Source organism: Candidatus Diapherotrites archaeon, assembly GCA_030688545.1.
Classification (GTDB): domain Archaea; phylum Iainarchaeota; class Iainarchaeia; order Iainarchaeales; family VGJJ01; genus VGJJ01.
In genome coordinates this window covers 20,534-43,919 of sequence record JAUYHT010000001.1, presented here as the reverse complement: position 1 = coordinate 43,919, position 23,386 = coordinate 20,534, and the positions used below count along the sequence as shown (strand labels likewise).

The 23,386-nt window shown below is 51.8% G+C and carries 24 protein-coding genes and 3 tRNA genes; 7 read left to right on the top strand and 20 right to left on the bottom strand.

Annotated elements, in window-relative coordinates:
- Position 1: 1 nt before the first annotated feature.
- The 5 genes from Q8P05_00225 to Q8P05_00205 are packed head-to-tail and all read right to left on the bottom strand — an operon-like array spanning position 2 to position 4,649.
- A complete protein-coding gene (locus tag Q8P05_00225; protein MDP2665917.1) occupies positions 2 to 424 on the bottom strand; it encodes an iron-sulfur cluster assembly scaffold protein in 423 nt (140 codons plus the stop codon).
- Between the two features lies 1 nt (position 425).
- Entirely contained in the window at positions 426 to 1,652 is a 1,227-nt protein-coding gene (locus Q8P05_00220) for a SufS family cysteine desulfurase (protein MDP2665916.1), read from the bottom strand.
- Entirely contained in the window at positions 1,649 to 2,806 is a 1,158-nt protein-coding gene (locus Q8P05_00215) for a SufD family Fe-S cluster assembly protein (protein MDP2665915.1), read from the bottom strand. Before Q8P05_00215 ends, Q8P05_00220 begins: the two co-directional genes overlap by 4 nt.
- Positions 2,807 to 2,817: 11 nt before the next feature.
- Positions 2,818 to 4,266: a Fe-S cluster assembly protein SufB gene (gene sufB / locus Q8P05_00210; protein MDP2665914.1), complete on the bottom strand. Its 1,449-nt coding sequence runs from the start codon at positions 4,264 to 4,266 to the stop codon at positions 2,818 to 2,820.
- 2 nt (positions 4,267 to 4,268) lie between these two features.
- Positions 4,269 to 4,649: a PadR family transcriptional regulator gene (locus tag Q8P05_00205; protein ID MDP2665913.1), complete on the bottom strand. Its 381-nt coding sequence runs from the start codon at positions 4,647 to 4,649 to the stop codon at positions 4,269 to 4,271.
- 114 nt (positions 4,650 to 4,763) lie between these two features.
- On the opposite strand from Q8P05_00205, the gene Q8P05_00200 reads away from it, so the two are divergent.
- Both Q8P05_00200 and Q8P05_00195 read left to right on the top strand, forming a co-directional pair.
- On the top strand, positions 4,764 to 5,606 hold the full coding sequence (locus Q8P05_00200) for a hypothetical protein (GenBank protein MDP2665912.1): 843 nt from the start codon (positions 4,764 to 4,766) through the stop codon (positions 5,604 to 5,606).
- A 35-nt stretch (positions 5,607 to 5,641) separates the two neighbouring features.
- Positions 5,642 to 7,099 carry an aldehyde dehydrogenase family protein gene (locus tag Q8P05_00195; protein MDP2665911.1) on the top strand — a complete coding sequence of 486 codons (1,458 nt, stop codon included), beginning with the start codon at positions 5,642 to 5,644 and terminating at the stop codon, positions 7,097 to 7,099.
- Here the strand turns inward: Q8P05_00195 and Q8P05_00190 are convergent.
- Positions 7,096 to 7,578, bottom strand: a complete 483-nt coding sequence (locus tag Q8P05_00190; protein ID MDP2665910.1) for a hypothetical protein — start codon at positions 7,576 to 7,578, stop codon at positions 7,096 to 7,098. The two genes, Q8P05_00195 and Q8P05_00190, sit on opposite strands and share 4 nt — an antisense overlap.
- A gap of 75 nt (positions 7,579 to 7,653) precedes the next feature.
- On the opposite strand from Q8P05_00190, the gene Q8P05_00185 reads away from it, so the two are divergent.
- Together Q8P05_00185 and Q8P05_00180 are read left to right on the top strand one after the other, a co-directional pair.
- Entirely contained in the window at positions 7,654 to 8,898 is a 1,245-nt protein-coding gene (locus Q8P05_00185) for an aminotransferase class III-fold pyridoxal phosphate-dependent enzyme (protein ID MDP2665909.1), read from the top strand.
- Position 8,899: 1 nt separating this feature from the next.
- Positions 8,900 to 9,931 carry a M42 family metallopeptidase gene (locus Q8P05_00180; GenBank protein ID MDP2665908.1) on the top strand — a complete coding sequence of 344 codons (1,032 nt, stop codon included), beginning with the start codon at positions 8,900 to 8,902 and terminating at the stop codon, positions 9,929 to 9,931.
- A gap of 233 nt (positions 9,932 to 10,164) precedes the next feature.
- Here Q8P05_00180 and Q8P05_00175 read toward each other — a convergent pair whose 3' ends face one another.
- The 3 genes from Q8P05_00175 to Q8P05_00165 form a co-directional block, all read right to left on the bottom strand.
- Positions 10,165 to 10,407: a glutaredoxin family protein gene (locus Q8P05_00175; protein ID MDP2665907.1), complete on the bottom strand. Its 243-nt coding sequence runs from the start codon at positions 10,405 to 10,407 to the stop codon at positions 10,165 to 10,167.
- A gap of 52 nt (positions 10,408 to 10,459) precedes the next feature.
- Positions 10,460 to 10,975, bottom strand: coding sequence for a hypothetical protein (locus tag Q8P05_00170; GenBank protein MDP2665906.1), 516 nt, complete (start codon positions 10,973 to 10,975; stop codon positions 10,460 to 10,462).
- An 87-nt stretch (positions 10,976 to 11,062) separates the two neighbouring features.
- On the bottom strand, positions 11,063 to 11,938 hold the full coding sequence (locus tag Q8P05_00165) for a thioredoxin domain-containing protein (protein ID MDP2665905.1): 876 nt from the start codon (positions 11,936 to 11,938) through the stop codon (positions 11,063 to 11,065).
- A gap of 241 nt (positions 11,939 to 12,179) precedes the next feature.
- On the opposite strand from Q8P05_00165, the gene Q8P05_00160 reads away from it, so the two are divergent.
- Positions 12,180 to 12,917, top strand: a complete 738-nt coding sequence (locus tag Q8P05_00160) for an ATPase domain-containing protein (protein MDP2665904.1) — start codon at positions 12,180 to 12,182, stop codon at positions 12,915 to 12,917.
- Between the two features lie 91 nt (positions 12,918 to 13,008).
- Positions 13,009 to 14,475, top strand: a complete 1,467-nt coding sequence (gene lysS / locus Q8P05_00155) for a lysine--tRNA ligase (GenBank protein ID MDP2665903.1) — start codon at positions 13,009 to 13,011, stop codon at positions 14,473 to 14,475.
- A gap of 1 nt (position 14,476) precedes the next feature.
- Here the strand turns inward: lysS and Q8P05_00150 are convergent, their stop codons facing one another.
- From Q8P05_00150 to Q8P05_00110, 9 genes are all read right to left on the bottom strand, one after another.
- Positions 14,477 to 15,376: a hypothetical protein gene (locus Q8P05_00150; GenBank protein ID MDP2665902.1), complete on the bottom strand. Its 900-nt coding sequence runs from the start codon at positions 15,374 to 15,376 to the stop codon at positions 14,477 to 14,479.
- A gap of 33 nt (positions 15,377 to 15,409) precedes the next feature.
- Positions 15,410 to 15,483: transfer RNA gene (locus Q8P05_00145), tRNA-Phe, on the bottom strand.
- A gap of 105 nt (positions 15,484 to 15,588) precedes the next feature.
- Positions 15,589 to 16,818 (bottom strand): ABC transporter permease, encoded by a 1,230-nt coding sequence (locus tag Q8P05_00140; GenBank protein ID MDP2665901.1) that lies wholly within the window; start codon positions 16,816 to 16,818, stop codon positions 15,589 to 15,591.
- On the bottom strand, positions 16,818 to 18,041 hold the full coding sequence (locus Q8P05_00135; protein ID MDP2665900.1) for an ABC transporter permease: 1,224 nt from the start codon (positions 18,039 to 18,041) through the stop codon (positions 16,818 to 16,820). Before Q8P05_00135 ends, Q8P05_00140 begins: the two co-directional genes overlap by 1 nt.
- An 18-nt stretch (positions 18,042 to 18,059) precedes the next feature.
- Positions 18,060 to 19,292: a hypothetical protein gene (locus Q8P05_00130; protein ID MDP2665899.1), complete on the bottom strand. Its 1,233-nt coding sequence runs from the start codon at positions 19,290 to 19,292 to the stop codon at positions 18,060 to 18,062.
- Positions 19,289 to 20,014: an ABC transporter ATP-binding protein gene (locus Q8P05_00125; protein MDP2665898.1), complete on the bottom strand. Its 726-nt coding sequence runs from the start codon at positions 20,012 to 20,014 to the stop codon at positions 19,289 to 19,291. Before Q8P05_00125 ends, Q8P05_00130 begins: the two co-directional genes overlap by 4 nt.
- Positions 20,015 to 20,078: 64 nt before the next feature.
- Positions 20,079 to 20,267, bottom strand: a complete 189-nt coding sequence (locus Q8P05_00120) for a PspC domain-containing protein (protein ID MDP2665897.1) — start codon at positions 20,265 to 20,267, stop codon at positions 20,079 to 20,081.
- 99 nt (positions 20,268 to 20,366) lie between these two features.
- Entirely contained in the window at positions 20,367 to 20,918 is a 552-nt protein-coding gene (locus Q8P05_00115) for an Hsp20/alpha crystallin family protein (GenBank protein ID MDP2665896.1), read from the bottom strand.
- Between the two features lie 344 nt (positions 20,919 to 21,262).
- Positions 21,263 to 21,336, bottom strand: a tRNA-Lys gene (locus tag Q8P05_00110).
- A gap of 63 nt (positions 21,337 to 21,399) precedes the next feature.
- Between Q8P05_00110 and Q8P05_00105 the strand changes: the two genes are divergently transcribed.
- The gene (locus Q8P05_00105) at positions 21,400 to 22,203 is read left to right on the top strand and encodes a slipin family protein (protein MDP2665895.1); all 804 of its coding nucleotides are present in this window, start codon (positions 21,400 to 21,402) and stop codon (positions 22,201 to 22,203) included.
- 273 nt (positions 22,204 to 22,476) lie between these two features.
- Here the strand turns inward: Q8P05_00105 and Q8P05_00100 are convergent.
- Together Q8P05_00100 and Q8P05_00095 are read right to left on the bottom strand one after the other, a co-directional pair.
- Positions 22,477 to 22,550: transfer RNA gene (locus Q8P05_00100), tRNA-Lys, on the bottom strand.
- A gap of 41 nt (positions 22,551 to 22,591) precedes the next feature.
- The gene (locus tag Q8P05_00095; GenBank protein ID MDP2665894.1) at positions 22,592 to 23,386 is read right to left on the bottom strand and encodes a hypothetical protein; all 795 of its coding nucleotides are present in this window, start codon (positions 23,384 to 23,386) and stop codon (positions 22,592 to 22,594) included.

Below are 23,386 nucleotides of genomic sequence, written 5' to 3'. Positions count from 1 at the left end.
GCTATTTTCTCCCCCCATATTCTTCACCAATTTTGATGGCATTCTTAACCGTGTCCAATGACAGCATCGCGCACTTCAAGCGCACCGGTCCTAAAGGGATGCCGAGCAGGTCGAGGATAACCTTCTTGTCCATGTGTTTGATTTGGGGGATGGTCTTGCCTTTCACCTCGTCAGACAAAAGGGAAGCGGAAGCCATGGAGATGGCGCACCCGTGACCGGAGAAACGAACATCTTCCACTTTTCCATGCGCATCCATTTTCAAGGTAAAGGACACCATGTCCCCGCAGACTGGATTCAACTCAGTGTGGGAAAAGGTGCACCGCGTGAGCGCCCCGAAGTTGCGGGGATGTTGGTAATGATCCAGGATGTGCTCGCGGTACATTCCGGCGCCTGCAAACTCTTTTTCGAGGGTCTCGCCATTCATTTCATCCCCTCGCGAAAATCCCTTGGGCTTTTTTCACTCCGCGCACGAGCGCAGCGACATCGGAAGATTGGGAATAGAGTCCCAGACTCGCCCGGACGGAGGATGACAAACCTAAGGCGCGGGTGAGGGGCATAGCGCAATGGTGACCTGCGCGCACGGCAATGCCATCGTGGTCCAAGAGGGAGGCCAGGTCATGAGGATGCACCCCATCGACGTTGAAAGCCACTAACCCCACCCGCTTGGAGGAAGATGGTCCATAGGTTTGGATGGTTGGAATCTGTGCCAAGTCATCGAGGAGGGTTTTCACCAACTCCTTTTCATGAGAACGAATTGGGGCCATGCCAATATCGGATAGGAATTGCACGGCCGCGTCCAGACCAATGGCCTCCGCAATGGGAGGCGTGCCGGCCTCGAAGCGCCAAGGAAGATTATTCCAGGTCGCGGTTTCATAAGTGACCTCGCGCACCATTTCCCCACCGAATGACACGGGGGGAAGGGTTTCCAGGTGCTCCTTTTGGCCATAGAGCACGCCAATTCCCGTGGGACCATACATCTTGTGGGATGAGAAAGAGGCGAAATCGACCCCTAATGCATGAACATCCACGGGAAAATGGCCCACGCTCTGGGCCGCATCAAGGGAGACATAGGCCCCCACGTCATGGGCGCGTTGAGTTATTTTTTGGATGGGAAGAATTGTACCCAAAAGATTGGACGCATGAGCGATGGAAACGATTTTGGTTGTGTCATCGATTAATTGGGAAAATGCGGATTCATCGAGCGTGCCATCCTTTTTGTCGATGGGTAGTATGCGGAGTTTCGCCTTTTTAGCGCGCGCAAGCTGCTGCCAGGGGATGAGATTGGAATGGTGTTCCAACCCAGATACGACGATGGAGTCTCCGCGTTTGACTTGGGAAGAAAGCATGCGAGCGAGCATGTTGAGCGAATCCGTGGTGCCTCGGGTAAAAACAATATTTTCCATGCGGGGGGCATTGATGAAATGGGCAACGTGCTGATGCGCTTCCTCATAGCGGATGGAAGCCTCCTCCGAGAGTTGATGAATGCCACGGTGGACATTGGCGTTGTGGTGGAGGTAGAAATCAGACATGGCATCGATAACCACGCGCGGTTTTTGGGTGGTGGCCGCATTGTCTAGGTAGACCAGGGGTTTGTTATCCCGAATCCTTCTCTGGAGAATAGGGAATTGGTCCCTAATCTTAGGGGAGATCATGCCACGACCTCTGGGGAAATAGGAGCGGGATGATGCAAGTGGAGACGGGAATCGATGATATGCTGGCAATCGGCATGGAAAAAAGTGTGTGGGAATTGAGATAAAATATGTTCTAGAAAACCCCGGATGTAAAGAGCACGGGCCGCATCCTCGTCCAGGCCGCGGGAGGCGAGGTAGAAGAGACGCTCCTTGTCCAGGCGACCCACCGTGGCGGCATGAGAGCAACGCACATCACTCCCCTCTATTTCGAGCGCGGGAACGGGATCGGCTTCCGCATGGGGGGAAAGGAGAAGGACATCCACCCTCTGATTCCCTACCGCCCCGCGGGCTTCCGGACGCATATTGAGGAGACCCTTGTAGACGTTCTTGGAATAATCATCCAAAACCCCCCGGGCCAGGAGGTGGCTGTGGGTGTGGGGGGCGCGGTGGTAGGCGCGGGCATCAATATCCATGGATTGGGAGCCCTTCTCCACGAAGACACCGATGTTTTGGGTGGAGGCGTTCGCCCCTTCCAGAAAAGATATGACATCCAGTTTGGTGAAGGCGGAACCGAATTCGGCCCAATGCCAATCCACGCTGGCATCCTTTCCTATGCGGGCCCGTTTGAAAGAAAAACGATGATCGACCCCCGAAAAATCCTGGAGGGATGAATAATGGATACGCGCCCCTTCCTCAGCGACCATTTCCACGGCTGAACTCCGGAAAGATTTTTGGCCATCATCATTTTCGGGGTGGAAAATAGTGGCGGATGAATGGGGGGAGGCATAGATGAAAAGATGCGACACCGCGTCCGGGAGTGAGGGGATGAGGATGGGTTCTTTCACCTGCACATGCGGGGGGAGGTAGAGGAAAAAACCATTTTTGATCATCGATAAGTGGAAGGCCTCGAATTTATTTTGGGAAGATAACAGAGAGCCGAGGTAGGGCTCGATGATGTGGGAATGGGTGTGCATCGCGGTGGGGAGGTCACAAAAGATTGCTCCATCGGGAAGGGGATGTAACAAAGGTTCTTGCGGGATAGAAGAAGCACGCATATGGGTTTCCACCGGCAACGCTAGAGTGGAACGAATGTCCAAACCATATGTGAAAGTGGGATAAGGGAGCGCGGAAAAACCATTGGCGGCCTGCTGCTGACGCATGGAGAAAGAAGTCATGATCATGTCTCCTAATGGGATTCCATCTCCAAAGCGATGAGACGATTTAGCTCCACCGCATACTCGAGAGGAAGCTCCTTCACAATCGTCTCGATGAATCCCGCCACGAGGAGCTGCATCGCCTGCTCCTCATCCAGGCCGCGGGACATCAAGTAGAACAGATGGTCGGCGTCAATCCTCCCTACCGTGGCTTCGTGCGCCACATCGACCTCGCTGGTGAGGATTTTGAGATAGGGAAAGGTGTTGGAAACTGAGGCGTCGTCCATCTGTAACGCGTCGCACTTCACAGAAACCTTGGCATCCACAGCCTCTTTGTTCACCTTCACATGACCACGGAAGGCGCTGATGCCCCCATCCTTGGAAATGGATTTGGCACGGATGATGGAAGTGGTGCGGGGGGCGAGATGGTAGACCTTTGCGCCCGTATCCTGGTGTTGATTTTTTCCAGCGACCGCGATGGAAATATGATCGGCTTTGGCATCCGCCCCTTTGAGGATGGAGCAGGGGTAGAGCATGGTGACCCCGCTCCCGGTCTGGGCGGAAACCCATTCCATGAGGGAATGCTCATCCACGACCGCGCGCTTGGTGTTGAGGTTATAGGTGTTCTTGGACCAGTTCTCCACGGAAGAATACCGCATGCGGGCATTCTTTCCCACATAGATTTCCACACACCCCGCGTGGAGGGAATTGGGAGAGTATAAAGCGGCACTACAGCCTTCAATATAGTGAAGCTCGGCCCCATCTTCAACGATAATTAGTGTATGTTCAAACTGACCACCCGATTTAGCGTTCATACGGAAATAGGCCTGCAAGGGGAGATCGACTTTCACTCCCTTGGGAACATAAATGAAACTCCCCCCGCTCCACACCGCGGCATGGAGCATGATAAATTTATGGTCGGTGACCGGGATGCAGCGCGTCATGAAATATTTTTTGACTAATTCGGGATATTTTTGCAGCGCTACATCCATGTCTTCGAAGATGACTCCTTTTTTAGCCAAGTCTTCACGGAGGTTGTGGTAAACTACATTTGAATCATATTGCGCCCCCGCGCCAGCCAGATATTTTTGTTCGGCTTTCGGAATGCCCAGGCGATCAAATGTTTTTTTAATATCGGCAGGAACTTCATCCCATTTCTCACTGTCACTTTTTGCATCAGGCCGGGCATAATAAATAATTTCATCAAAATTTAATGCCGATAAATCCGGACCCCAAGTTGGAACAGCTGTTTGTTGAAACGCACGCAAGCCCTTTAGTCTAATATCCAACACCCATTGTGGTTCGTTTTTCTGCTTTGAAATTTCGCGCACGAGCTCTTCGCTTAATCCTGGTTTTGCCTTGTAAATGTGCCGCTCTTCATCCGCGTGATCAAAAACATCCCTATCCAATTCTACTAATGTTTTGGCCGTCTCTCGCCCTTCAATTATTTTGCTCTCCACTGTTTGGGTGTTCGAAGACATAGCTAATGCTCCACCTTATGGGAAACTTCCATGATGCCCAGTCTTTCCTTATCATGCAAAAAATGCGCACACGCGGTACAATGATACTTGGTATAAATCCCATCAAATGTCTCGATGAACTCATGGGATAGTTTGTCGAGGAGGTTTTTCCCCTCATGGGTTAAAGCATACACCTTCTTCTCCCGCTCCCCGGTTGCTGTCACGGCGATGAGGCCCTGCTTCTCGAAGCGGGCCAGGAGAGGGTACAATGTCCCGGGGGTCAGGGGGGACGAACGGTGTTTGGAAAGATCCTGGATGAGGGCATATCCATGCGCTTCCCTGGTGAAAAGGTGCCAGAGGACCTGAAGCTCAAGCATACTGATGGACGATATATCGACAAGCATACTATTTAATTGGGCCTATTGTTTATAAAGGAGGGCGCAATGGGGGAAAAAACACATAACTTGAGGGGGGTGGGGATATGGTATCCTTAAAACCATGAAGCGCGTGAAGAGCCTATGCCATCCTACTCCCACCCCACCAAGAATCAGTCTAGCCTATTTTTCAATGCCCTCGTGCTCTTCTGCGCCGTCCTGGGGATCCTGCTGGTGATCACATTGCTATTCTCATTAGGGTCATTGGCCAACACCGCCAACCTCTCGGCCATCGCATCTGGGAATAGCGTGGGGGTTATCGCCACGGATGACGTGACGCGTGAGGAAGGGGCGTTCGGCAATATCTCCTCGAATGTGGGAATATTCACCGTCGTACGAAGGGGAAGCACCGTGGCCCCATTACGCGTGGATTACGCCTTGACGGGCACAGCCAATAATTATGGGGATGGCATTGACTATGTTCCCCAAACCGGGTATGTTATCATCCCCAGTGGATTTCAATCCGCAGATGTCATCATCGCCCCCATCAAAGACACCGCCACCGTGGGATCGGGGTTCACGGATTTAGTCGAACACCAGGAACAGGTGCAATTGACCATCCTCCCTGGAAACGGGTATACGACAGCTTCCCCCTCCCGGGCTGTGGTAACTATTTTAGAGAACTCCCCCATCCCCAATGGATTGAATCCCCCGGATGGATTACGTGTCACCGCGCAGAACATCCCATGGTCCATTACATTAGGGTGGAACGACAATTCCACCGCAGAATCACGCTTCGAGATATGGCGGGGAATCGAAGCATTGAACCAAGGACAATTCAGGATATGGGACGTGCGCCCGGCCAACGCCGAGGCGTGGACTGATTATGGTATCTCCCCCAGCCAGACCTATTACTATCGCATCGCCGCGCACAACCAGAGCACGGGCAAACGCACGTTCTCGGAAGAAATCATGGTACGCACGTGAGGCGGGTATAAATAGGGAAACAGTTTCCCCTCCGCATGCCGGCATACCTAAACTTCATCGGGGGAAAATGGGTGGCTTCCACTAAGGGGCGCCCATTCCCATCATTGAACCCCGCCACAGAAAAACCCATTGGGACATTTCAAGCGAGCCAAAAGAAAGACGTGCTGGCTGCTATCTACGCCGCGGAATCCGCTTTACCGGGATGGGCAAGCACCCCGGCCCCCAAGCGGGCCGAATACTTGTTTGAAATCTCCCGATTGATGAAGAAAGAAAAAGAAGTCCTCGCGCGGCGCATGAGCGAGGAGATGGGAAAAGTATTGACCGAATCACGGGGGGATGTACAAGAAAGCATAGACATCTTCGAATACATGGGGGGTGAAGGGAGAAGGTTGTATGGGCATACCACTCCGAGCGAACTCAAGCATAAGTTCGCGGCCACCGTGCGTAAACCCGTGGGGGTGGTGGGAATCATTACCCCCTGGAATTTCCCCATGGCCATCCCATCTTGGAAATTGGCGCCCGCGCTCGTGTGCGGAAACACGATCGTGTTCAAACCCGCCTCCGACACCCCGCGAAGCGCCATCGACCTGGTTAAAATAATAGAAAAGGCCGGAGTGCCCAAGGGGGTGGTGAATCTCGTCACGGGAAGCGCGGGGGATGTGGGAAAGGAAATTGTGGAAAACCCCCGGATCCGGGGCCTATCATTCACCGGAAGCCAAGAGACAGGAAAATGGATCACCCAACACGCCGGAATCAAAAAAATAGGATTGGAATTGGGGGGGAAGAACGCCATTATCGTCATGGACGATGCGGACTTGGAATTGGCCGCCGAAGGAATTATCTGGGGGGCGTTCGGCACCACGGGACAACGCTGCACGGCAGCCTCTCGCATCATTGCCCACCAAAAAATTGTGGGGGAACTGGAACGGCTCATTGTGCAAAAGATGAAACGATTACACGTGGGGGAGGGAACAGACAAGAAGACGGATGTGGGGCCGCTCATCAATGGGTCTGCGGTAACGAAATGCGAACGGTACTGCGCCATAGGAAAAAAGGAAGGGAAGTTAGTGATGGGAGGAAAACGAATGGGCGGAAAGGGATTTTTCTTCGAACCCACCTTGTTCACCCATGTCAAGCCGAACGCCATCATTGCGCAGGAAGAGATATTCGGTCCCATCACCTGCCTCATCTCTGTGAAGAACCTGGAAGAAGCCATCCGCGTGTGCAATGGCATCAAATATGGGCTGAGCAGTAGCATCTATACGAATGATGTGGCGAATGCCTTCCATGCCATTGATACTATCGAAGCGGGCATCACCTACGTGAATGCCTCCACCATTGGAGCCGAAGTGCACTTGCCATTTGGCGGGGTCAAACAGACGGGAAACGGCGCACGCGAAGCCGGCATCGAAGGCATCCTCGAATTCTCTGAAACCAAAACCATCTATGTGGATTATTCAGGGAAACTGCAGAAGGCTCAGGGAATCGACTAATCATTCTTTCCTTTATCACTTTTCAATTTATTTATCAACCACCGAATCTCAGCCGTCGCGATACGATCGCGCCCCATCCCGAGAAAGGATTTCCAATTGGTTCCTGTTACCTTCGCGTGGCGGTTCACCAGGATGTACTTTTTAGATTGCAGGAATGTAAACAAATTGGTATCTGTTTTGGCAGCTATGGCCAGTTGCCCGGCGATACTGGCGCGGGCCAGCTCCAATCCTTCAATAAATGCGGCCTCATTTTCCTTCAATTCCCGCAATACCTTCAAATCCACCCCTGTCAAGTGGCGACGGCGCGCATCCACCGATAACCCATTATTCCTCCGGCGGGCATAGTCGGCTACGACACGCTTCGCACCTGAAGGCAACTGGTACACACGGGGACGGCTCCAGGGGAAGGGTTTACCTATTCGGACGCCGGCGTTAACAGCATGATTAGCATTCCGTTTGTTGGGGGTTGAAGCCGGCATGGCGAATAGAGGAGTAAACTCCCATTTAAACGATTCGGGTCGCGTGTTTTTATAGTTGAAATCCGCCCTCCCAGGATGAACGCGCGCATCCGCTCGGCATTGCCGGGGCCATTATCCAAACGGATACTGGAACGATTGAAAAAAGTGAATGGGGGGTATAATATCGACCATCCCTTCGTGCATTCCGGGAAAGGACGTGGGAGCCATTTCGAGGATTTGGACGGGAACTGGTTTCTTGACTTCGGAAGCCAGATCGCGACCAACCCCCTGGGGTATAATCATCCCACCATGATGAGGGTGCTGAAAACATACGCGGGACGCGCCCCCATTAAATTTGGGGGGCAGGATTTCACGGTGAGAGAACATTTGGATATCATCGAGGAACTGCTGAGGATTGTTCCCAAAAAGCTGAATGCGGCATTCCTCATCAACTCAGGGGCGGAAGCCAATGAGAATGCCATCAAGATCGCGGTGCGAAAGAATCCAGCAGCCAAAGTAGGGGTGTCCTTCGAAAACGGCTGGCATGGACGGACCACCGGTGCTCTGAGTCTTACCAACTCGCGAGCCGTTCAAGTGAAACATTATTTTAGGGTTCCCGCGCGACGGTTGCCCTTTACTGAAGCGGCGGGAGACGCGCTCGAAGATATGCTGCGGCGGGAATTCGACGCGAGCGAAATAGGTTTTGTGATCATGGAATGCGTCCAAGGGGAGGGGGGGTATTATCCGGCCCCTCAGGGAATGGTGAAAAGCATTCGGAAGACGACCAAAACGCATGGGATCCCCCTCATCGTTGACGAGGTGCAAGCGGGAATGGGACGCACGGGAAGGTGGTGGGCTTACCAGCATTATGGGGTTGAACCCGATATCCAGACGTGCGCCAAAGCGCTGCAGGTGGGGGCTACCATTGCCAACACGCAGATGTTCCCGCCAGAAGGGAGTGCCATCTCCTCCACCTGGGGCGGGGGACACATTATTGATATGGCGATGGGAGCTGCGATTATCCGGGAGATTAAGAAAAAGCGGTTGATGGGAAATGTGGCCAAACAAGGTAAAACCATCCAGAAGGGAATCGAAGGAATGGCGGGAAAATTTGGGGTTATCCAAAATCCTAGGGGATTGGGATTGATGCAGGCGTTCGATTTGCCCACTGTTAAAATGAGAAATGCCTTTCGGGACGCCTGTTTCAGGGAAGGATTGATTGTTCTGGGTTGTGGGGTCGCGGGAATTCGCCTGGCCCCGGCGCTCACCGTTAAAAACCAGGACATCCAGGAAGGGTTGAGCATCCTTGAAAGAGTGGCTGGCCGGATGAGAGGGGATTGATATGGGGAAACCGGATTTCAAAATACTGCACGAACTCATCGATCTGAACGGCACGTCGGGAAATGAGCAGTACGTGCGCGAATATATAATGAAAACAATCAAACCCCACGTGCAGGAGATGAGGATTGACAAATTGGGCAACCTGATCTGCCACAAGAAAGGGAAAAAACCCACTCTCATGATTGCTGCCCATATGGATGAGATTGGGTTAATCGTCAAGCGTATCGAGGAGAATGGACGCATCTTCGTGAGCGCCCTGGGCGGGGTGAACACGCTGAATGTGGTGGGGCAGACAGTAAGCCTATATGGAAAAAAAGGGGTCGTGAAAGGGATTATTACGACGAAGGAAATAAACAACGATTACGAGACTACTCAACTACCGGAGATCAATGACATTTTTGTTGATACGGGAATGGGCAAGAAACAATTGCTCGCCGCGGGGGTGCAGGTGGGAAATTACCTGGGATTAGAACGCACCGACCATGAAATGGGAAACCCTGATTTCATCTCGGGAAAGGCATTGGACGACCGAGTGGGCTGCTTCGCTTTAATCGAGGTGGCCAAAAGGATGAAGCACTCGACCCACGATCTGTATTTAGTCTTCACCATCCAGGAGGAAGTGGGGTTATACGGGGCGAAAGTATCCGCGTACGCCATTGACCCAGAACTGGCGGTGGCCGTGGACGTGTCCAATGCCAATGACGCGAACGATGAGCCCACGAAAGTAACGGGAAAAGGACCGGTGCTCACCATCAAGGATGATGAACTCATCGGGAATCGGTGCCTCAATGATTATTTTGAAGAAGTAGCCAAAAAGAAAAAGATACCCCTGCAGCTCGAGGTGAGCAATTTCGGGACCACGGATGCTATTACCATCTCCCTGTCAAAAGGAGGCGTTCCCGCGACCGCGCTGGGGGTAGCCGTGCGAAACATCCACACCACGCACTCCGTGGCCTCAATGAAGGACATCACCCAGCTCATTGATATGCTTGAAGAATTCTGCCAACACCCCCCCTTGAAATGTATCGAATAGAAATATTGAAGTGACTTCCTCCCCACCCTAAAGGGTGGGGTATCCAACAAATAGAAAACGTCACCTGCTCGCGTGATCGCTCGCCAAACAATGGGGACGAATGTCGCCGGCCAGTTTCGGCTGGCCGCTGCGATTTTGGTCAACCTTTTCCTAAAAGGTTGAGGGCGAGGAATCCACCTTTTTCCCCGGGCTTTTTTCTAAAAAGCCCGATTGAATAAAAAAAATAGAAAAATTTAGGTGAGCTGCAACGCTTTTTTGAGAGCGGGCTTGTCGAAACCCACAATGAAATGACCATCCACCTCAATAACGGGAACACCCGCCTGCCCTGATTTTTTAATCATATCCTGGGCGGCCTCGGCGTTGGCCGCCACATCGATTTCCGTGTAGGTAATGTGATTTTCCCTAAAGAACTCTTTGGTCAATCGGCAATAAATGCAGGTGGGGGTGGTGTAGATCGTTACTTTGGGATTGTCCATAATGCATCTGGGGTGGGGAAGAATATAAAGAATGGCCCAATTCTGAAGGTCATCAGGGGAATTGGGTTTCCTGCAACAACCGCTCGATCACGGCCTTGAACTCCGCGGCCTCCGCATCCACATCGTTCTGCGTCTCATACGCGTTGCCCACGCGAAAATACTTGCAGCCGAAGACGAATGTTGGGACTGAAAAATTGGGGTTGAAGCTTTCGAACAATTTGGTTTCTTCGGGAGGCACGGCCCCATCAAGACCAGGGGTGAACTGGTCATTCCGAGCATCTACATCCCAATGCATGGCCACAATCTTCCCGACATTCATGTATTCATCCATCACCCCATTGAAGGTAGAATTGATCCAACGGCAGTGGGGGCAGGTCGTGGTGGAATAAAGGCGGATGATGGGCTTCCCGTCCTGGGTGCATATTTCCGCGTCCGCGCGCACATTGAAGGTGCGAATGGATGAGGGTTCAATCGAGGAAGTATCCCGCGTCTGATACGGAGGGGCAGTACAGCCGGCGATGAGAATTAGGAAGAGAAGGGCGAATAAGAGGAAGGGTTTTGGGTTCATGGTGATGGATCAACTCGAAAAGAAAATAAAAAGGGGAAGGGTGGGGGCATGGCCCCACCCTGACTGGTTCATTATATCATACCTGGTTCAGGAGGTGACCACGGTGCAGGAATTGGGGATTTGCTGCCAATCCTTGCCCTCGCGGATAGCGTTGATGGCCGTCTGGAACGCATCGAAGGGACACGCCCCCACGATGAGTTGTCCGGGCTCGCCGCGCAATCCTATGACGAAAGAGGGAGTGCCAGAAACACCCAAGGATTGGCCCTCCGCGAAATTGGCCTGGACCTCTGATGCATAGGTGTTGGCATTGAAGCAAGCGCCGAACTGGGTTTCATTCAAACCCACGCTCGCGATCCAGGGTTGCATGGTTTCCATTGACACCGCCGACCCGCTGGGGAGGGGATTGGTGAACATGGCATCATGCATCTCCCAATATTTCCCTTGATCCCCCGCGCACCGGGCGGCCCGCGCCATGGGTTCAGCTTGGGGGTGGATATTGGCTAACGGAAAATCCTTATAGGCGAATTCCACGATGCCCGTATCCACGAACGTGGAGAAAAATTGACCCTTCGTGCTGGTAAACCAGCGTTGGCAGAAGGGACATTGGTAATCGGAATACTCAATAACCACAATATCAGCCGAAGAAGAACCATCCGAAGCGGGGGCATCCGCGAGGAGTGCGGTCATCGTCTCATTCGTCAAGCGGGGAGGGCCCAAGTCACCCGCGTCCGGGGCGGGGGGATTCACATTTCCCGTTGAGTCACCGGTAAGAGTGATAAGACCCGAAAGAGAGTTTTCTAACGCGGCGCCGGAGGACATGACAGCCCATGCCACGATGAGGGAAGCCAGTAGAATGCTGGCCGGGAGAATGTAGGGGGACACATCCTGCTTATGGTGCGTCGTGGTATGGACGTGGTGCGCCTCAGAATGATGCGCATGGTGTCCCGTATCGGATTCGGACATGATGATTACCTCCATAGATGGAACAAGTATACCGATACCATGGACCTGTATGTTTAAATATAAATGGAGATCGCCAGGTCAAAATAACGACCTCCGGAGGACGAAAGTAGGGATTTCCACGCGGAAGGAAAAAAACAAACCAGGTCAGGGGATCGCTTGCCAAAGAATGAATGGCACTTTCACCCTAACATGGCCCAATAAAAAAACGCAGGCTTTTAATGCGAAAAAGGGTGGATAACGCATGAACCGCGTGCCCACCGGGATCCAAGGGTTGGATACGCTCATCCAGGGGGGGTTGCCGGAAGGGCGGAGTTTCCTCGTGAGTGGGGCTACGGGAACAGGAAAGAGCATCTTCTGCACCCAGTTTGTGTATGCGGGAGCGACCCAATTCCGCCAGCCCGGAGTTTATGTGACACTGGATGAGCGACCTAATTTGTTGCGCGAGGACATGCTGAGCTTCGGATGGGATTTGCGCAAACTAGAAGATGATCATCTCCTTGAAATCATTGATGGATCCGTGGCCAAAATAGGTTTGCCGAGCGAAGAAGAATTCGCCATGCCCACGGGGTTCGACCTCGACAAGCTGTTGCTGGAGATCGTGCGCACCACCCGGCGAATAGGAGCAAAACGATTGGTCATTGATAGCCTGCCGGCGCTGGGTTTCAATTATGATAACGCCAACGATGTGCGAAAGGCCATATTGAAGATCTCATACATGCTGGAACGCACCGGCGTCACCAGTTTATTGGTGAGCGAAATGGACGAAGGAGCACCCGGGTTCTCGCGATTCGGAGTGGAAGAATTCGTGGCGGACGGAGTGTTTGTCATGCACTACTTGGGAGTGGGAACGCAATCCAATAGGACACTCCATATTAGGAAGCTAAGAGCGACCCACCACTCGGAACAACTGCACCCGCTCGAGATCACGCCCAAGGGCATCGTAATCAAGGGCTCGGATACTCAACTGATGGACGTATGAGAAAACGGGTTAGGAAATCATGACCCAAAATATAAATTTTTTTGGTGAATCAAGCCTCTCTTTTTAAGCCCGCCCGCGTGGAGAAATCTCTATGGCGACTTATGAAGAATTGCGGGCAAGCAAAATAGCTAAGCTGAAGGCCGCGCGGGAGAAGGGTATCAACCCCTATCCGTATGCGTATGAACGCACCCACCTGGCACGGGCCATTCAGACGGACTACGCCTACTTGAAAGAGGGGGAAGCATCCGGAAAGAAAGCCAAAGTGGCCGGAAAGCTCATGAGTGTCAGGGGATTTGGAAAACTGGCCTTCTTGGATGTCCATGATGATTCTGGAAAGATACAGATACAACTGAAACAGGAAACGACTCCTAAAACGGCCTGGGAAATCCTCTCCCTCTTGGACGCCGGGGACTATATCGGGGTGGAAGGGGAAATCGTGCGCACCCAGCGGGGGGAATTGAGTGTGCTGGCGGGATCATTGACGTTGCTGAGCAAGAGCATCGCTCCCATGCCGGATAAATGGCATGGGATCAGCGATATTGAAACGCGTTATCGGCAACGCCATATTGATTTGTTCATGAACCCGGAAGTGAAAAAAATATTCCTGGAGCGGAGCAAGATCATCCAAACCATGCGGCGCGTGCTGGATGAAAATGGGTTTGTGGAGGTGGAAATCCCCACCCTTCAAAGCAGTTACGGGGGGGCGAATGCCAAGCCTTTCATCACGCATTCCAATGCGCTGGACCAGGACCTTTATCTGTCCATCTCGCCTGAATTGCAACTGAAAAAATTGCTCATTGGGAATATGGAAAAGGTGTATACCATAACCAAAAACTTTAGGAACGAAGATATCGACAAAACGCATAATCCGGAATTTACGACTATGGAATGCTATGCGGCGTACTGGGACTATACGGGGATGATGACCCTGACGGAAGATATTTTTAGGGAGGCCTGCATTGCGGTACACGGAACAACCACTTTTTCGTACCAAGGGAAGGAATATGATCTGAAAGGGAAATGGGAACGGCTACCCATGAAAAAGGCCATCAAGAAATATGGAGACGTGGATGTGGATGCGTTATCCGATCCGGAAATGCTTGCCATAATCGCCAAAACGGGAAAAAAGATGGAAAACCCCCCTTTGAGGGGATTGATCATCAACGAGCTGTTCGAGGCGGTCGCGGAAAAGCATTTAATCCAACCCACGCACCTCATTGATTATCCATTCGAGACAACCCCCTTATGCAAACCACACCGAACGGAAAAGGGATATATCGAACGGTTCGAGAGCTTCATCAATGGGTGGGAAATGGGCAACGCGTACTCGGAACTGAATGACCCCATTGCGCAAAGGGAATTACTTGAGCAACAGGCGGAAGAAGGCCGCGCCGGCGGAGAAGAGATGCCTGTGGATGATGATTTCCTCCACGCCATGGAATATGGCATGCCCCCCGCCGGGGGATTAGGAATTGGAGTGGACCGAATGATCATGCTCCTGCTCGACCAACCCACGATACGGGATGTCATTTTCTTCCCGCAGATGCGGGACAAATGAGTTATGGAATATATTTATTGATATTGATGTCATTTATGAATGGCGTATAATTGCAATCTCTTGGTGTTTGATTTTCATCACAGATTATCCTCTTTGCTTGATGGGACAATATTTCAACTGGTAAACCGCATTCAATCGTTAAAACTTTTCTAATATCTTGCGCGCACTCAACAAAAATTTTTGTAACAATAACAGTATCCTCTTTCTTGTTAATCACTGAAAAATCGAGTTTTTCATCTGAATGATTAATTATTTTAAAATGGGAAAATGATTTATTAAGTTCGCCTGCGTAACCTGGTAATAAGAACAAGGTAGCTGCAAACCACACCAACAAAAATAACAGAGCCCACTTTTTACCATAGCCTGAATCCAATTTTAAATATATAATTATTAATATAATTCCATAAAATATGTAAGGTAAAAATAATAAGACATTGTTTGGATTGGGCCAATTAATCAAAATAATAAAAAAAATAAATACGCCCAGTATAATACTTATCCAAGGCGAATATTTTTTAAAAATTGCCCCATTCAGTTTGGCCCAGTTTTTTAATTTATTACTAAACCATTGGTTAATTTTTTTGAAATAATCCAATAGAAATTGAATTTTAGTTACATATTCAAATAAAATTTTAGTGACAAGTAAACCTAATAAAATTATAAAACCAAAAAGGCTTGCAAATAAAGACAAATCTCCTGGGCTGATGGAATCCCACAAATTTGGTAGAACACTAATTATAAAAATAAAGTTTATGATTGACCATATAGCCCCATATCCTAATGAGTACATGGATCGGGCTAAACCATCTTTCACCTTCTCATTTTTTAGGTGGAAAAAAATTGAACCAGCGAGAAAACTTAGTATCATCGATATGGGCAAGGCTGTGAAAATTTCAATCATAACATAATGAAATCAATTAACTATTTTATCTTATGGGGCGGGCGAGATTTGAACTCGCGACACCCACGTCTTCAGCGTGGTGCTCTCCCAGGCTGAGCTACCGCCCCGGGATACGGAATGGTTGACAGGAAAGAAGCGTTTCCTTTCGAACAATCCGATATCCAAACACGGGCTAAAACGATTATAAAGCAACCATTGGACGGAAAACCTTTTCATTTCGTCCCCCGCAGGGCCTCCACGGGATCCATGAGCGCCGCTCTTCGGGCGGGGAGGAGACCGGATAGCATTCCCACGCCGACTGCGAAAATGAGCGCCCCGAGGATGACCAAAATATCTATCCGGATCAAGAGGGCGAAGCCGGAGGAGGTGGCGATAACCTGGATGAGGAAAGCCAACGTGTAGCCAATGACGAGACCAATAATGCCCCCCACGAGGCCGATGAAGCCGGCTTCGAGGAGGAAGAGAAACATTACGAGCGTGTTGGTGGCGCCCACCGCTTTCATCACGCCTATTTCTTCTGTCCGCTCCATAATACTCATGACCATGGTGTTGGCGATGCCTATTCCCCCGACTAATAAAGAGATAGAGGCAATCCCCACCAAAACAAGTTGGATCACCGCCACGAGATCCCCCACTTGCGCCTGCAATTGTTCGGAGGTGGCGGCCTCGAACACTTTCTGGTCACGCCCGAATTCCTTTTCCAATAGACGGTCGATTCGTTCCTTGGCAAGAGGAATATCCTCCACCGTGTTGGTCTTGACGATGAGAAAAAGGGGATCCGTGTTGGCGAACAGTTGGGAAAACCCTTTCGAGGGGATGAACAAGGCATTATTGGCGGACGCAGGGTCACCGGCGATGGCTTGGGTGGGTTTGGTGATGCCAATGACGGTGAAGGATTTTCCCTCTATGTAAACGCGGGAACCCAGACGGATGGACTTGGTAAAAATATCCTGATCCACATACTCGTTGCCTATAATCACTGAAAATACGTCGCGGTCATCGAACAATCGGCCCTCGCGGAGCTCCATGAAACCGGAATCCACATAGAGCTGGGCATCCGAGGGGGAGATAGCGAGCACGTAGGCCTGCGCCTGTTCACGGCCCACGGATAACGTGCCGAGGGAGTAGACATTGGGCAAGACGTATGACACTTCAGGAAGAGAACGGATTTTTTCAACGAGAGAAGGCGGGATAACCTTCACATTGGTGAATGAGGTGGGAGAAGAACCCTGGAAAAGGGAGGAGGGCGTGACATAAATCGTATTGGCCCCCAAGCGCTCAAATTGCTCGTTCACGGCATTGCTCAACCCCGCCCCCAAGGCAAACAGGGTGACAATAGAAGCAATACCAATGACCACCCCCAAAAGAGTGAGATACGAACGCAACCCTTGATGCGTGAGATTGCGCCACGCGTAATGGGGAACCTCACGGAGAGGATTCATCATTCCACCCCCCGCAAAGCGATCACTGGATCCAACATAGCCGCCCGTCGGGCGGGAATCAACCCCGAAAGCATGCCCACCAGCATGGCAAAAAGAATGGCCCCCGCCATGAGTAATGGATCTGCAACGACGTTGAGAGCGAGGCCTGAAGAGGTGGAGATGTGGCCCACGAGGAAGGCCAGGGCATATCCCAGGAGCACCCCGAGCGCGCCCCCGATGGCGCCAATGAAACCGGCCTCCATGAGAAAGATGGACAAAACTAAAGCGTTGGTAGCCCCCACGGCTTTCATCACCCCAATCTCAGCGGTACGCTCCAAGACCGCCATGATCATGGTGTTCATGATACCTATCCCCCCGACTAATAAAGAAATGGAGGCAATCCCCACCAAAACGAGTTGAATGAGACCCAAAAATTGGGAAATCTGTCCCAACAATTGTTCCTGGGTGGCCACGACATAAAACCCTTGATCCCTTCCCCATTCATCCTCGAGAAGACGCTCCACTTTTCGTTGTACGATGGGTACGTCCTCCTGGCGGTGGGTCTTGATGAGCATGAACACGGAATCCGTCTCCGTGAACAAATGGGAGAAACCCTGCTTAGTGATGAAAAGGGTGTTATTGGTGTTGGGGCCCCCTCCATAGGAGCGGGCACTCTCCTTGGTAATACCGATGACCGAAAATGATTTTCCTTCAATCGTTATCCGTGAACCTAGGCGGATGTCCCGTGAGAACACGTCATGCGCGATGCGATGGCCCACGATTACGGAGAACGTATCACGGGTGGTGAAGGATCGACCCGCCTCGAGTTCAACGAAACCGGTTTCCTCAAACGTCTCCGCTTCTTCGGAAGTAGTGGCGATGATACTTCCCTCGATATTCTCGCGGCCAAAAACAATGGTGCCTGACGCGGCGACCGGGGCCAGTGTTGATTCCACTTCGGAAAGGGTTTCAATGCGGGAACGGAATGATGGTGTGAGGGTCTTGAAATTGGTGAGGGGACCTCCTCCCTGCTGGAAGCGAGCCGAGGGGGTGAGAAAGAGGGTATTGGAACCCAATGTCTCGAATTGTTCTTCGGCCGCTTTATTCAACCCGGTGCCAAGAGAGAATAACGTGACCATTGCGGCGATACCTATGACGACGCCTAAAAGAGTGAGGTATGAGCGCAGACCCTGCTGCGCGAGATTGCGCAAGGCATAATGGGGAACCTCCAGGAATGGATTCATGGGAAATCGTAAAGAAAATCACTTTTTGATGGGAGACTTCCGGAAGCGGAACCACCAGATGATCCCGGCCGCGACAGCGAGGAGGACTAGCCAGACGAAAAAGTCACTTGATCCATTCGTCTGAGGAACTTGAGAGGGATGATATACTTGAATGAAAACGGTTTCCGTCACCGTAGAGGGGTCGCCGAATTCGTTCCTGAAGGTGAAGGTGATGGGCAAAGGATACGTGCCGGGCGCGAGGGATGGAGATACCGTTCCCTCCAGGGTCAGGGAATCGAAATCATCGGATTCGATCGTGCCGATGAAAAAACGCGTCGTGGATAATTCGAGAAGATTCGTGTCCACCTGGGCCGTCAGGGATTTGGCGGGACCAAGCCCTTTGTTAAAGATGTCCAATACGATACGCGAGGGGTTGCCGGGGGAGAGGAGAGGATTGGCCTCCGCGAACAACAACCCCAAATCAGGTTCGCCGGTGACCTTCAGGCCGATGTAGTCGGTAATGGAATATTGGGTCTTGTTGGCATCGTAGTATTCTAGCGTGACGGGAACAAAATAAGGTTTGGAGGAAGCGGATGGGTTCACCAAGATAGGGATAGTAAGCGAGGCCGTTGACCCCACATCCAGAGTCGCCAGATAGGTGGTTGACGCCCCCAGCGGGATGATATCGCGCTCCACCACAGCCCCCCCGGACGTGACGGTGCGATCCTCCTTGAGACTCACCAGGATATCGCGTGCGGGAGACGAACCGGTGTTCCGGAGTGTGAGCGTCAAACTAGCCGTCGCCCCGAGGGAGATGGAAGAAGGGATACTATCAATGATGGTTACGATGGGCTTGCGCGCGAGAATTTGTATGGAAACAGGAAGGATGGCACCTGCCGGATTGGAAGCGGATGAGGCGCGGAGGGTGAGGGTGTAGAATCCATCCAGGGCATCCGGGGCCACGCGGATACGATATTGAACCTGGATGGTTTGGTAGGGCACGAGCGTGCCCAGGGGTTTGGAAAGTGAATCAGTTGGTTCGATTGCAAACGGGTGGGGGGTGTCGAAAACATCCTCGCCCAATTGGAGGGTGAACTGCGCGTCTGATACGGGGACGCCGGAGTTGTTGTATACGTATGCGTAAAGCGTGAACACCTGACCAGGGATTACGGGGGAGGGGTCAATATTATAGGAGGAAATGGTAAGGCCTTGGGCCTGGACGCTAACCCCTAAACCAATGATGAGAAAAATCACGAGGAGATAGCGGGTCATCGGGAAGGCCTCCGGGGGGCACGGAGCTTATTCCGCACCGTCTCAGGCTGTACGATGAGGCCATCTTTAATATGGATGATGCGGGATGCCCGCTGGGCGACCTGCTTATCATGGGTGACCACCACTATGGTTTTACCTTTAGCGTGAAGGGCACCCAAAATGGAAAGAATATTGGCTCCCGAGAGGGAATCCAGATTGCCGGTCGGCTCGTCAGCGACAATGACATCCGGATTCCCCGCGAGGGCCCGGGCAATAGCCACCCGTTGACGCTGACCCCCCGAAAGTTGATTGGGAGTGTGAAACAAACGATCTCCCAACCCCACCTCCCCCAATACGCTTCGGGCTCGGGACTCCCGCTCGGCGGAAGGCATGCCCTGGAACCAGAGGGGGAGCATCACATTTTCCAAGGCCGTGAGACGAGGGATAAGATTGAAGGTCTGGAAAACAAACCCTATCGTCCGACCCCGGACCAGGGCCAGGGCATTGTCGTCCATACCCGAAATAGGATTTTGGTGGATGAATACCTCACCGGAGGATGGGCGGAGCAACCCGGAGAGGATGTCGAGCAGCGTAGTTTTCCCTGAGCCGGAGGGCCCAATGATGGCCACATATTCCCCTTGAAGGATGGCGGCATCAATTCCCTTAAGCACTTTCAGGGGAACGTCACCCATTTGGTAAGTTTTTGTGATGCGTCGAGCCTCGATGATGGCAACCCCTTTCATGCACGTATATGCAGGGAATTGGTATAAAAGAAAGCCCGGTGATTCCCCATCGAGGGGGGATGCATTATCCTCTCTCGGGGATGATGATCCAGGCCGCCAAGTAGAGAAGGATGCCCGCCCCCATGCTGACGAAAGTGAACACCACCCAGAGCAAGCGGATGAGCGTGGGATCCGTGTTCACGTATTCGGCGATACCCGCGCATACTCCCCCGAGCATGCGATTGGTTGAACGGTACAAACGTTTTTTGTGCATAACGGGAATAGGAGAAAGGGAGTATTTAATGACACCCTCATCGACCTTGGGGAAGGATTTCCACTCTTTTGGAAATGAGGGATATGGGAAATATCCTCCTCACTTCACGTCCAGCTTTTTGATGCCTGTTCCCTTGTCAGGATGCTTGGGCAAGCGAATGCGAAGAACCCCATTTTCATACTTGGCATCCGCGTGCGCGGAATCAATTCCATGGGGAAGGGAGAACGTGCGAAAGAAGCCCGCGTAGCTGCGTTCCATGCGGTACATACTCTCTTTTTCTTCCTTGGATTCATGCTTCTTCTCCGCGCGCACCTCGAGGCGATCGGGATGGATATTGAGTTCGATATCCTTCTTGTCCACCCCTGGAAGGTCGATATCCAACCCCACTTCTTTGGGCGTTTCCCACATGTTGGATAAGGGTTGCATCATCCGGGATTGGGAGGAAAGGAAACGGGAGACGGGAGAAAGCATGCGACGGGAATCCAGGAGAGGGTCTGACCTCCAGAAACGGGAAAACATGTCATCCATGCGGGATTGCATGTCACGCATCTCTTCCAGGAAAGGATCCAGCATGGGAGAAGGTTTCCCTGAAACGGCGATATCCTTTGAATGATCATCGAATGATTTTTTCCTTGCCAATCGCTTGGGCATATTCAACCACCTCCATCCTTATACCTAACGTGCGGCGCCCAGAGTTTAAAAAAATAATTATTGGGAGAAGGGATTAAACCAAACATTTCGGTCGCCGGGAGGGTGTAACCCTCCCTCGTCCCTCGGCACGCACGCTCGAAAACGTGCAGCAGGACGAAGCGGACTATATTTTTTCTTCAGGGGTATCGCAGATACCCCGAGTTCGGGGCGCACGCTCGAAAGCGTGCGACGAGGCCAGAGGGATATGAACGCACCTTTTGGAAAAAGGTGCGCGAAAAACAAAAGTATGGGGTCCTGAAAAAAAAACAGGACCCCTAACCCCGGTTGGTCCAATGGGAAATGGACGAGGCCAGAGGGATTTGAACCCTCGACACGCGGATTAAGAGTCCGCTGCTCTACCAGACTGAGCTATGGCCCCAATTCTAAGAAAGAACCCCCAAACAACGGTTAAAAAAACAGCGCATTCTCGACAGGTTTTTAGATGAAGGGGGTCGAAGTAGGGTATGGGGAGGAAGTGAATATGGCACTGTTGGAAATCATCATTATCGGCGTAGCTGCGATCGCCCTGCTGTTGTCGAGCATGCGCCTCATCCAACAATACGAAACGGCCATCGTATTCCGATTGGGCCGGCTTAAACGCACATTGGAACCGGGATTAAACTTCATCATCCCCCTCATCGATCGAAGCGTTACTGTCGATATGCGCGTGTTGACAATGGACATCCCACGACAACAGGCTATCACGAAGGACAATGTGCCGGTGGCTATCAATGGGGTCGTATATTTCAGGGTAGAGGACCCGAAAAAAGCCATCATCAAGGTGCAGGATTACACGTATGCTGTGTCACAATACGCCCAAACGGCACTGCGTGATGTGATCGGGAACATGGACTTGGATGACGTTTTGGCAGAACGACAAAAGATAGGAGAACAAATCGCCATTATTGTGGGGAAAGAATCCGGGGAGTGGGGATTGGCCGTGGAAAATATCAAGATGCAGGATATCGAGATGCCGGAAGATCTGAAACGTATCATGTCCCGGCAGGCGAGTGCCGAACGCGAGAAGCGGGCGAACATCACTAAGAGCGAAGGAGACAGGCTTGCAGCGAAAAACCTCGCGGAGGCCGCGCGCATCATGAACGGAACGCCGGGAGCCATTCAGCTACGCACATTGCAAACCATTGATGGATTGGGACCAACCCCCTCAAATACCGTGATATTATTCCCGGTGGATTTGATTGAGGGATTGAAAGACCTGCTTGGGAAAAAGAAAATTGGGAAATGAGCCCAAAAAATGGTTGGAAACCCTGCGAGTGGATGTAATCCAAATTAATGGAACGGTTTTGATAAGAGAAAATAGGCAACGCCTAGCCCCGTTCATTACGGCCGCCGGGGATTCGAAGAATCCCCTCGTCCCTCGGGGCGCACGCTCGAAAGCGTGCAACGAGGCCAGAGGGATATGAACGCACCTTTTGGAAAAAGGTGCGCGAAAAACAAAAGTATGGGGTCCTGAAAAAAAACAGGACCCCTAACCCCGGTTGGTCCAATGGGAAATGGACGAGGCCAGAGGGATTTGAACCCTCGACACGCGGGTTAAAAGCCCGCTGCTCTACCAGACTGAGCTATGGCCCCACTAGACAGAAATCCACGCGAAAAGCATTATAAAAGCCCATTCATGCGGGGGAAACAATGAGGTGGAAAGCCTGACGCGACCCCACGTATTGGGTGAGGGGGAAATAGTAGGGCGCATACGCTTCTGACCAGGTGAGAGCATTTTGGGTGGTGGGAGGAGCGGTGTGGAATTGGATTACCAGATCTTCTGGAATGGCCTGGGTGGCAGTTACGCGGATCGTCACGGGATGCACCCAATTGGGATGGAATTTGGGAAAGGTGGGGCCCAGGAGGAAGCCGGTACGGGAAGCTGGATCCAATTCGATTTGAACGAAGGAAGCAGAGGTGGGGTCCTGAAAACGGGGAAAAAGCTGACCTCCCTGGAAACCGCGCACCCCGAAACCCGCATGGAAGAAGACGCGAACCATCTTGGTCTCCCCCGGAGATAACGAAATTTTTTGAGAGGAAGGGAAGGCACCGAAACCGATGGCACCGTAGTGGGCTGGGGATATGTTTTCCCAATACGCGAACCCTTCTTTGGTGAATGAGGGAAAGAATTCGGGTTGGAGGTAGTAGGATTCGTCGAAGAATAGAAAGTCGTTAATTTCCTTTGAACTGATGGCAGCCGCGACCGTGCCGAGACAAGAGGGGATGTCGGGGAGATACTCGAATGCGGAGAGGGGAATAGGGTAGGATGCGCGGGAGATGTCTATGCATGATTCATCAATGGAATTGGAATCTGGTGGTTGGGGGGAAGTTGTTGAAAAGAAAAAGAAAAGGAATAATATGCCGAGGAGGAGAAGGCCAGCTACTGGGAGGAAGGGAAAGGATTTTTTGGGATGAAAGGACGGACGCAT